At 51.7% G+C, this 9,971-nt stretch carries 9 protein-coding genes; all 9 read right to left on the bottom strand.

Features of this window, described 5'->3' with window-relative positions; all coding sequences use genetic code 11:
• Positions 1–227: 227 nt before the first annotated feature.
• The 9 genes from rlmB to hfq all read right to left on the bottom strand — a co-directional run bounded on the left by rlmB (position 228) and on the right by hfq (position 9,907).
• A complete protein-coding gene (gene rlmB, locus BZJ18_RS13800; protein ID WP_077457597.1) occupies positions 228–962 on the bottom strand; it encodes a 23S rRNA (guanosine(2251)-2'-O)-methyltransferase RlmB in 735 nt (244 codons plus the stop codon).
• Positions 963–965: 3 nt separating this feature from the next.
• The gene (rnr, locus tag BZJ18_RS13795) at positions 966–3,461 is read right to left on the bottom strand and encodes a ribonuclease R (protein WP_077457595.1); all 2,496 of its coding nucleotides are present in this window, start codon (positions 3,459–3,461) and stop codon (positions 966–968) included.
• A gap of 208 nt (positions 3,462–3,669) precedes the next feature.
• A complete protein-coding gene (motX, locus tag BZJ18_RS13790; protein WP_069589705.1) occupies positions 3,670–4,290 on the bottom strand; it encodes a flagellar protein MotX in 621 nt (206 codons plus the stop codon).
• Positions 4,291–4,491: 201 nt separating this feature from the next.
• Complete coding sequence (locus tag BZJ18_RS13785; protein WP_069589706.1) at positions 4,492–5,790, bottom strand: adenylosuccinate synthase; 1,299 nt, start codon at positions 5,788–5,790, stop codon at positions 4,492–4,494.
• A gap of 125 nt (positions 5,791–5,915) precedes the next feature.
• Positions 5,916–6,101, bottom strand: coding sequence for a DUF2065 domain-containing protein (locus tag BZJ18_RS13780; protein WP_077457593.1), 186 nt, complete (start codon positions 6,099–6,101; stop codon positions 5,916–5,918).
• 98 nt (positions 6,102–6,199) lie between these two features.
• On the bottom strand, positions 6,200–7,090 hold the full coding sequence (gene hflC / locus BZJ18_RS13775; RefSeq protein WP_077457591.1) for a protease modulator HflC: 891 nt from the start codon (positions 7,088–7,090) through the stop codon (positions 6,200–6,202).
• 2 nt (positions 7,091–7,092) lie between these two features.
• Complete coding sequence (gene hflK, locus BZJ18_RS13770) at positions 7,093–8,259, bottom strand: FtsH protease activity modulator HflK (protein WP_077457589.1); 1,167 nt, start codon at positions 8,257–8,259, stop codon at positions 7,093–7,095.
• Positions 8,260–8,308: 49 nt separating this feature from the next.
• Entirely contained in the window at positions 8,309–9,601 is a 1,293-nt protein-coding gene (hflX, locus tag BZJ18_RS13765; protein ID WP_069589711.1) for a ribosome rescue GTPase HflX, read from the bottom strand.
• A 27-nt stretch (positions 9,602–9,628) separates the two neighbouring features.
• Positions 9,629–9,907 carry an RNA chaperone Hfq gene (gene hfq / locus BZJ18_RS13760; protein WP_069589712.1) on the bottom strand — a complete coding sequence of 93 codons (279 nt, stop codon included), beginning with the start codon at positions 9,905–9,907 and terminating at the stop codon, positions 9,629–9,631.
• Between the last annotated feature and the right edge of the window lie 64 nt (positions 9,908–9,971).

Below are 9,971 nucleotides of genomic sequence, written 5' to 3'. Positions count from 1 at the left end.
ATCTAAGAAAATGTGGCTTTAACATGGCGGATATAAGGCAAATACTGGCTTCTATCCGCCAATTTAGGCGTTGGTCGGTAACGACCACTCTCTAACAAAAAATATCGCGATCGCGGCCTACGGCCGCTTATCAAAAAGAACCCCGCCTAAAAAGGCGGGGTTCGTCAGCAATCTGAAACGCCCCAACAGGGGCGTTTTTCTTCAGCGGTGGACAAGAGACAAGGCACTTAACGACGCTGACGCACCGCTTCATACAAACAGACGCCAGTTGCCACGGACACGTTCAAGCTCGACACGCTACCCGCCATTGGGATCCGAATCAGCTCATCACAGGTTTCACGCGTCAAACGGCGCATGCCATCTCCTTCTGCGCCCATCACTAAGGCGAGCGGCCCCACCAATTTGGTGTCGTAAACATCATGATCGGCCTCACCCGCCGTGCCCACAAACCACACGCCCTGCTCTTTGAGCGCACGCATGGTTCGCGCTAAGTTGGTGACGCGCACTAAAGGCACGACTTCAGCGGCGCCACAGGCGACTTTTCGCGCCGTAGCATTTAGCTGAGCGGATTTGTCTTTCGGGACAATCACTGCACTGACTCCCGCCGCATCCGCGGTACGCAAGCACGCCCCCAAGTTGTGGGGGTCAGTTACCCCATCAAGCACCAGCAGCAAGGGACTCTCGGTATTGGCGAGGATCGCCTCCAAGTCATTTTCGTTATACTGACGGCCCGCTTTGACACGTGCCACAATCCCTTGGTGCGACGCACCTTGGGTTTTGTCGTCTAACGCTTTGCGGCCGACTTGCTGAATACTGATCCCCAGCATCGCTAATTCGTTTAGTACAGGCACCAAGCGTTCGTCTTGACGGCCTTTTAGCACCATCACGTCAATAAAGCGAGATGGATCAGTCGCAAGCACGGCTTGGACGGCATGAATGCCGTAAATGGTTTCATTACTCATGGGTTACTTCTTTTTCTTGACCGCTTTAGGTTTTTGCTTCTTCGCCTTTTTCTTGCGTGCTTTTTCCGCAGGCGACTTACCTTTGCCCTTCTWGCCTTTTTTCTCTGCAGGGGCCTTGTCTTCTTCAACGCTAGGCACGGCGCCACGTTTCAGTTGCTGACGCACGGACATTCGCTCGCGACGGGCTTGTGGGTCTTTATTCGACTCCGCACGGCCTTTCTTGCGTTTGTCACGGGCTGTTTTCCCCGGGCGACGGGCTTTGCGCTCAGAGCCTACCAGCTCAAAGTCGATTTGTCGCTCATCCAAGTTAACGGCTAAGACTTTCACGGTCACCTGATCACCGAGTCGGAACACACGTCCCGAGCCTTCACCGACCAAGCGTTGACCCACCATATCAAAGCGATAGTAATCATTATCGAGGTTGGAAATATGGACCAAACCATCGATATGTAGCTCATTGAGGCGAACAAAGAAGCCAAAACCAGTGACATTGGCAATCACGCCTTCCAACTCATCACCAACGTGATCTTGCATGTATTCGCACTTAAGCCAATCAGCCACATCACGGGTAGCATCATCAGCACGGCGTTCGGTTTTCGAACACTGCTCGCCGAGCACATCCATATCGTCAAATGAGTAGTGGTAGCCTCCGGTCGGGGTCCAACGGTCTTGGTTTTTACCCGCTTGTTTGGCAATCAAGTATTTGAGTGCACGGTGCAACAACAAATCCGGATAGCGACGAATAGGCGAGGTAAAGTGTGCGTATTGCTTGAGTGCCAAACCGAAGTGGCCTTGGTTATCCGCTTGATACACCGCTTGCTTCATCGAGCGGAGCAACATGGTTTGGATCAGTTCACTGTCAGCGCGACCATGCACCACATGCATCAGTGCCGCGTAGTCTTTCGGCGTCGGCTCAAGGCCGCCGCTGAGACTCAAGCCTAACTCGCCTAAGAAATCTTTAAAGCCACTGAGGCGCTCTTCGCCCGGCGCTTCGTGGACACGATAGAGTGCTGGCTCTTTGTGTTTTTCCACAAAACGCGCCGACGCGATATTGGCCAAGATCATACACTCTTCGATGATCTTGTGCGCATCGTTACGCTCCACCGGCACAATACGGTCGATTTTACGCTGTGCGTTGAAAATAAACTGGGTTTCCACCGTCTCGAACTCAATCGCCCCGCGTTGTTGGCGAGCCTCACTGAGCACTTTGTACATATCGTGCAAGGTCTCTAAGTGCGGTACCAGAGAACGGTAGCGCTCACGCAACTCCTCTTCGCCTTCAAGGATGTGAGACACCTTGGTATAGGTCAGACGCGCGTGGGAATTCATCACCGCTTCGTAATGCTTGTAGCCAGATAACGCACCTGACTCAGAAATCGTCATCTCACACACCATACACAAGCGATCGACTTGCGGGTTCAGCGAGCATAAACCATTGGAAAGCACTTCCGGCAACATGGGCACCACTTGATTCGGGAAGTACACCGAGTTACCGCGGTTTTGCGCTTCTTTATCCAACGCCGAATCAGGTCGCACATAGTAGCTGACATCGGCAATCGCTACCCACAGACGCCAGCCGCCCGAGCGTTTACGCTCGCAATAGACCGCATCATCAAAGTCGCGGGCATCTTCACCATCGATGGTCACCAGTGGCAAATCACGTAGATCGACGCGGCCCTCTTTGGCTTTTTCTGGTACTTCCTCACTCAAGCTTTTCACTTGCTTGAGTACCGCATCCGGCCATTGGTGGGGAATATCGTGGGTGCGCATCGCAATTTCGATTTCCATGCCGGGCGCCATGTTCTCGCCCAGCACTTCAACAATCTTACCGACAGGATTGGTTTGTCGGGTCGGGCGCTGCATGATCTCGACCACCACCACATTACCCATACGCGCACCTTGGGTTTGCTCTTTGTCGATCACGATGTCTTGACCAAGACGGCTATCATCGGGCACGACAAAGCCCATGCCATCTTCCACAAAGTAACGGCCCACGATTTGACCTTGGCGTGCCTCGAGCACCCGTACTACACGGGCTTCTTTGCGGCCTCGCTTATCGGTGCCGACACCTTGGGCTAAAATCACATCACCGTGCATCACGCTACGCATTTGATGGTGCGGTAACATCCAATCATCGTGATTGCCTTTGCCTTCTGGGCGTAGAAAGCCAAAGCCGTCTCGGTGACCGATGACAGTGCCTTTAACCAAGTCTAATCGCTCGGGTAAGGCGTAGCACTGGCGACGGGTAAACACCAATTGGCCATCACGCTCCATAGCGCGCAGGCGTCGACGTAAGCCTTCATACTGTTCATCACCGGCGAGCCCCAAGTGTGCGAACAGATTGTCTCGACTTACCGGCGCTTTAAAGCTGCGTACGACCTCGAGTAGGTGTTCACGGCTAGGGACGGGATTGTCATATTTTTCTGCTTCACGAGCTTGGTGCGGATCGGCCGCAATGCCTGTGGGCGTATTTTTTGTCGAACCTGTGTCTTGCGACATAGACCTTTTCCTATTGGCGTATGTTGATTTCATTATATCTGTTAACTGACGCTAATGCGCCGCGATGATCGCAGTTTGACGTTTTGTTTCAGCGTCTTGCTTGTAAACAACGAGAGGAATATGGCGCAGGCACCATATCGAATCAGATTGGAAACAGATGAGTGGTAACGAGTATAACGAATTTGTGTGACAAAATCGCTTATTGTGCTTACCAATAACTAGTGCGACGTTTGGCGCGCGCAATAATGTTTTGTGGCATACGCGCTTCTAGCGCAGCACGCAGCTGAGCAATCCGATTGCGAGTTTGGGTGTCCGCGGTAATAGTTTGGTACAACCAACGGTAAGCATCTTCATAATCGAGCGGCGAGCCGACATCATCCACTAGCAGCTCAGCCAGTAAGATGCGTGCACGCGTATCCCCCAGCGAAGCCGCTTCACGCAGATAAGGAATGGCTCGGCGCTGGTCCTGCTGGACGAGCGTGCCATTGGCATAATAGCGTCCTAGTTGCTCGAGTGCCGCGGGCAAGCCTTGTTGTGCCGCCAGCTTCATGTAGTAAACACCCAGCTCCGCATCCTGATCCACACACACGCCCCACGCCAGCATATCACCATATAAAAACTCATAGGCGGGCGATCCAACACGGGTGGCACGGGCTTCAATATCTTGGATCAATTGGCACTCATCCTGCTTCACCCGTTCAAGGTGAGAGTTAGTTTCGAACAAGGCAATCAATTCGCTCTCTTCATACACAGGCACAGCGGGGCCGACGTCCGCTTTGGCCGCTGCTGTTGACAACAAAAGAGAAAAAACTAGCGTTCGAAACTTCATGCCTACTCGCTATCAAAACAAAAAACTAAGCAGCAGCGTCAGGGCTACCTGTGCCTTTTTTGTATCGGCGCTATGTGAAATGACTTTAGCAAAGGCGGCAAGTTTTTTCCGCTATCGCGCGATCTCGATTCCAAGCTGGGCGAAAAAAGCATTAAAAAAGCCAGCGACAAGGCGCTGGCTTTTATCATTCAAAGCAATTGCTTATTCAGCAAACGGATGTACTTTGATGATGGTTTCGTTACGGTCAGGACCGGTTGAAATAATATCAATCGGCACACCGGTCAGCTCTTCGATACGCTTGATGTAATCGAGCGCCGCTTGCGGCAGTTCGTCGAGAGATTTCACCCCAAAGGTGTTCTCGCTCCAACCAGGCATGCTTTCATAGATAGGCTCGATGTTTTCGTACGCGTCAGCGGCCAGAGGGGATACCTCAACGGTTGAACCGTCTGCCATCTTGTAACCGGTACAAATTTTGATTTCTTCCAAGCCGTCCATCACGTCAAGCTTGGTCAGACAGAAACCTGACACAGAGTTGATTTGTACTGCACGACGCATCGCAACCGCATCAAACCAACCACAACGACGTTTACGACCGGTGGTCGCACCAAATTCGGCACCTTTAGTACCAAGGTGCATGCCAATCTCATCATCCAACTCAGTCGGGAATGGACCCGCACCAACACGCGTACAATACGCTTTAGCAATACCCAAGATATAGCCAAGGTGACGCGGACCAAAACCAGAGCCTGCAGCAACGCCGCCGGCAGTGGTGTTCGACGAAGTAACGTACGGATAAGTACCGTGGTCGATGTCTAGCAAGGTGCCTTGTGCGCCTTCAAACATGATTTTGTCACCACGTTTGCGGGCATCATCAAGCTCTTGAGTCACGTCCATCACCATACCGGTAAGGATGTCCGCTTGCTCCATGACTGTCGCCAAGGTCTCTTCATAGCTCACAGGCTCAGCCTTGTAGAAGTGCTCAAGCTGGAAGTTATGGAATTCCATCACTTCTTTTAGCTTTTCAGCAAAGGCTTCTTTGTCGAACAGATCGCCAACACGCAGACCACGACGCGCCACTTTATCTTCGTACGCAGGCCCGATACCGCGACCGGTCGTACCGATGGCTTTCTTACCGCGTGCTTGCTCACGTGCTGCGTCAAGCGCAATGTGATATGGCAGGATCAGAGGACAAGCTTCTGACAGGAATAGGCGCTCACGAACCGGCACACCGCGCGCTTCCAGCTCACCCATTTCTTTCAGCAGAGCGTCCGGCGACAGCACAACACCGTTACCGATGATACATTTAACGTTGTTGCGAAGGATACCAGAAGGAATCAAGTGTAGGACGGTTTTCTCGCCGTCGATGACAAGAGTATGACCAGCATTGTGACCGCCTTGGTAGCGAACCACGTATTTTGCGTCTTCAGTCAAAAGATCAACGATCTTTCCCTTACCTTCGTCACCCCATTGGGTGCCGAGAACTACTACGTTATTACCCATCTTTTTCGATATGCAGCTAGTTAAAAATGGATTCTAGCACCTTCAAAAAACGGTTGCAGTTATTTTTTAACCATAATGTCTTTTTCTTACCATGGGCTTGTCACGTCAAGCTGACAGCCCCTTGGTTAACTCAAGAGGTAATAGGCGAATACCGCACCGATCACCACCAAGCAACCTCCGATACGTCGCAACTGATTATCCGGCTGCTGGCTCAGCTCAGTCACCATTTGTCGCCATTGCTTGGGGAATAACATGGGCCCTAGCCCTTCGACCACCAATACCAGCGCAAGCGCTCCCCATAATGTCGTCATAATTCATCCTCCCACATTGAATCTTGCTGTGCGCGAAAAGCCGAAGACAAAAAAAAGACAAGGCGCAGTGCCTTGTCTTTTCTCGCGGTTATTGCGGTTTATTTATTGATCACGTCAGGCTGCTTCATGTATTTGAAGAAGTCACTTTTCGGATCAACCACCAGCATATCGCTCTTACTGTTAAAGCTTTTACGATAGGCTTGTAGCGAGCGTACAAAGCTATAAAACTCAGGCTCTTTCTTGAACGCGTTAGCAAACAGCTTCGCCACTTCTGCGTCAGCTTCACCACGGGTGATCCGCGCTTGACGCTCTGCTTTAGACAGAATAGTCGCCACTTCTAGCTCAGCTTGCGCGCGAATAATTTCCGCTTGCTCACGCCCTTGTGCGCGATGACGACGGGCAACCGCCTCACGCTCAGCACGCATACGTGCATAAATAGACTCACTGATTTCACTCGGCAGGTTGATACGCTTGATACGCAAGTCAATCAACTCAATACCCAAATCACGTGAACCTTCGCTCGCCGCACGATCAAGGACACTTTTCATGACCTCATCACGCTTTTCAGACACGATTTCTTTAATGGTTTTGCTACCGATTTCGGCACGCAAGCCATCCGCGACACGACGCTGCAACAACGACTCGGCAGTCAGTTTGTTACCACCACCAGTGGACAGGTAATACTGGCCAAAGTCTTTGATACGCCACTTCACGTAAGAGTCAATAATGACGTCTTTTTTCTCGGCGGTAACAAAACGGTCAGCACGGTCATCCATGGTTTGGATACGCGCATCGAGTGTGTTGACGCGATCAAACAATGGCAGTTTGAAATGCAGACCCGGCTGATAGATTTTCGCCACGTCGTTATCCGCTTTAAGCACGCGCCCAAAACGGACCACAATGCTACGTTCGCCTTCACTTACCACGAAGATCGACATCAAAAAGACAACAACGGCTAGGACGACAACAGGGATCATCATCTTACGCATGCTTAGTATCTCCCTTCTCGTGATGAACCAGAACGCGGCRCCGACTCTTGCTGGGTTGGCTGTGCGCTTTGCTCAAGCTCAATACCATATTGGCTGCTCGACGTCTCTTTACGCTGGTTCGGTCCAACGGCTGCACCTCCCATTAGCTTATCGAGTGGGAGATATAACAGATTACTGTTGCCGCTTTGCGAATCCACCATCACCTTACTGGTGTTGCTGTAGACTTCTTCCATGGTCTGAATGTACAGACGGTTACGCGTCACGCGTGGGGCTTCACGGTACTCAGGCAAGAGTTTCTCAAATTGAGACACTTCACCTTGAGCTTCGTTAACCGTACGCTCTTTGTAACCCAATGCGGCTTTTTTCAAGGTTTCCGCACGACCGGTTGCTTTTGGCAATACGTCATTACGATAGGCTTCAGCTTCACGGATAAAGCGCGCTTCATCCTCTCGTGCTGCAATCGCATCATCAAATGCGTCTTTCACTTGCTCCGGTGGGCGCGCATATTGGAAGTTCACATCCACCACCAACAGTCCCATGTCGTACTTGTCGATGATTTTGTTGAGTTCTACTTGAGTACGCTCACGCACTTCCTGACGACCACGGGTGATGATATCGTCCATCAAGGAGTCACCGACCACCGCACGCAACGCTGAATCTGTCGCTTGACGCAAGCTATCGTCAGCATTGGTGACGCTGTAAAGATATTGCTGTGGATCCATCACACGGTATTGCACGTCCATTTCAACGTTCACCACGTTCTCGTCTTTGGTCAGCATAAGACCCGAACTGTTCAGAGAACGGATAGATTCAACGTTGACAGTGCTGACCGTATCCACAAAGGTAGGTTTCCAGTTCAAACCAGGCTGCACGATCCGGTCATATTGTCCAAAACGCAGCACCACACCCCGCTCGGCTTCGCCGATGGTGTAGAACCCAGAGATCCCCCAAACAATCGCGCCAATCAGTGCAAGCACACCTAGACCGGCGACGCCTCCCCCAAAGGATGGGCCTTTGCCTTTACGGCCTCCGCCGCCTAAGCCACCGAGTTTGCGGCTTAGCTTGTTAAATAGTTCATCAAGATCCGGTGGGCCTTGATTCCGGCCACCACGATTGCCCCAGGGGTCTTTATCGGGACCGCCATTGTTTCCTGGCTCATTCCACGCCATTCGCGCTCTCCATCAAATTGATCTGACGATAGTTTTTTACTTTAGCAGCCTAGTCGCTGACGATAAAGTCGCCAAGGTGACTGCCTTCTCTTTTTTCCAGCCGATACCAATCTGTTTGTGGCAAACGCACATCAACGAGTAAGTGACCATCGTCTTGGTACTCCTCGTGCACAATGCAGCGCATCTGACAAAACTTACTGTGCATTCGGCCCGCCATGCTTGGTGGCAACCGCAGGCGATGTTTCACCATGGTGCCAGCCAAACGCTCGGTGAGGGCTTCAAATATCAGCGAAATTCCTTGTCCGGATAGCGCCGAGACCCATACCGCTTGTGGGATCCCCTCGTCGTCTCGTTCAATACGAGGTTCAGCGCGTTCTAGACTATCGATTTTATTCATGACAATCAGACGAGGCACATCAGCGGCGTCAATTTCTTCTAGCACGCTGTTGACCGCTTCCATATTGTCACGGTACCTGTCATCACTGGCATCGACCACGTGCAGCAGCAAGTCCGCTTCTTGGGTTTCTTGCAAGGTTGCTTTAAATGCAGCCACCAAGTCATGCGGCAGGTGGCGAATAAAGCCCACCGTGTCGGCAAGAATTGAGGGACCAACATCCTCCACTTCAATCCGGCGTAAGGTCGGATCGAGGGTGGCAAACAACTGATCCGCGGCATACACACCCGCTTCAGTGATGCGGTTAAATAACGTTGATTTCCCAGCGTTGGTATAGCCTACGAGTGAGATAGTGGGCACTTCCGCGCGCGCTCGCGCACGACGCCCCTGCTCTCGCTGCTTGGCAACTTTTTCCAACCGACGAAGAATCGCTTTTACCCGATCTCGCAATAATCGACGGTCAGTTTCCAACTGGGTTTCACCCGGCCCGCGCAAACCAATCCCACCTTTTTGCCGCTCAAGGTGAGTCCAGCCTCGCACCAAACGCGTTGACAGGTGGCGTAGCTGGGCCAGCTCTACCTGCAACTTACCCTCATGGGTGCGTGCACGTTGGGCAAAGATGTCGAGGATCAAGCCGGTTCGGTCTAATACCCGACACTTAAACAATTGTTCCAAGTTACGCTCTTGCGCCGGTGATAATGCGTGATTGAAGATCACGACATCGGCACCGACTTGGCGTACGGTGTCAGCGACTTCTTGCGCCTTACCCTCACCGACAAAATACTTGGGATGTGGTGACTGACGGCTGCCGACAACAACTTGCAAGGCATCGACACCCGAGGACGACACCAGCATTTGAAACTCGCTGAGATCGTCCCACTCGCCATCATGGGTAAAATTGATATGAACGAGTACAGCCTGTTCACCGGCCTCGTAACGGTCAAACAAGCAAACAGCTCCTTAGCAAATGAATGCTCACTCCTCAGGTTTATCCTGCTGACGATCACCGTGTGAACGCTCGGCAGAACCCTGGTTATTGTTATGGTGGCTGACTGGACGTGCAGGCACGACGGTTGAGATCGCGTGCTTATACACCATCTGGTTAACCGTGTTTTTCAGCAGAATCACGAATTGATCAAACGATTCAATCTGGCCTTGCAACTTAATGCCATTCACCAAGTAAATGGAAACGGGAATACGCTCACGACGTAGCGCATTTAAGAATGGGTCTTGTAATGATTGCCCCTTAGCCATTATTTCTTTTCCTTATTTGTTTGTAATTGTAGTCAATCTAAGCGGTTAAGCAGCGTCCTTGTCA

The organism is Salinivibrio sp. IB872 (assembly GCF_001995345.1).
Lineage (GTDB): Bacteria > Pseudomonadota > Gammaproteobacteria > Enterobacterales > Vibrionaceae > Salinivibrio > Salinivibrio proteolyticus.
The sequence above is the reverse complement of the archived record's forward strand: the minus strand, read 5'-3'. Positions and strand labels throughout refer to the sequence as shown.

What these genes read in the sequence shown, in the direction of transcription:
- rlmB (WP_077457597.1), bottom strand. Translation starts at nt 962, where the DNA reads ATGAGTAATGAAACCATTTACGGCATTCATGCCGTCCAAGCCGTGCTT.
- motX (WP_069589705.1), bottom strand. Translation starts at nt 4,290, where the DNA reads ATGAAGTTTCGAACGCTAGTTTTTTCTCTTTTGTTGTCAACAGCAGCG.
- BZJ18_RS13785 (WP_069589706.1), bottom strand. Translation starts at nt 5,790, where the DNA reads ATGGGTAATAACGTAGTAGTTCTCGGCACCCAATGGGGTGACGAAGGT.
- BZJ18_RS13780 (WP_077457593.1), bottom strand. Translation starts at nt 6,101, where the DNA reads ATGACGACATTATGGGGAGCGCTTGCGCTGGTATTGGTGGTCGAAGGG.
- hflC (WP_077457591.1), bottom strand. Translation starts at nt 7,090, where the DNA reads ATGCGTAAGATGATGATCCCTGTTGTCGTCCTAGCCGTTGTTGTCTTT.
- hfq (WP_069589712.1), bottom strand. Translation starts at nt 9,907, where the DNA reads ATGGCTAAGGGGCAATCATTACAAGACCCATTCTTAAATGCGCTACGT.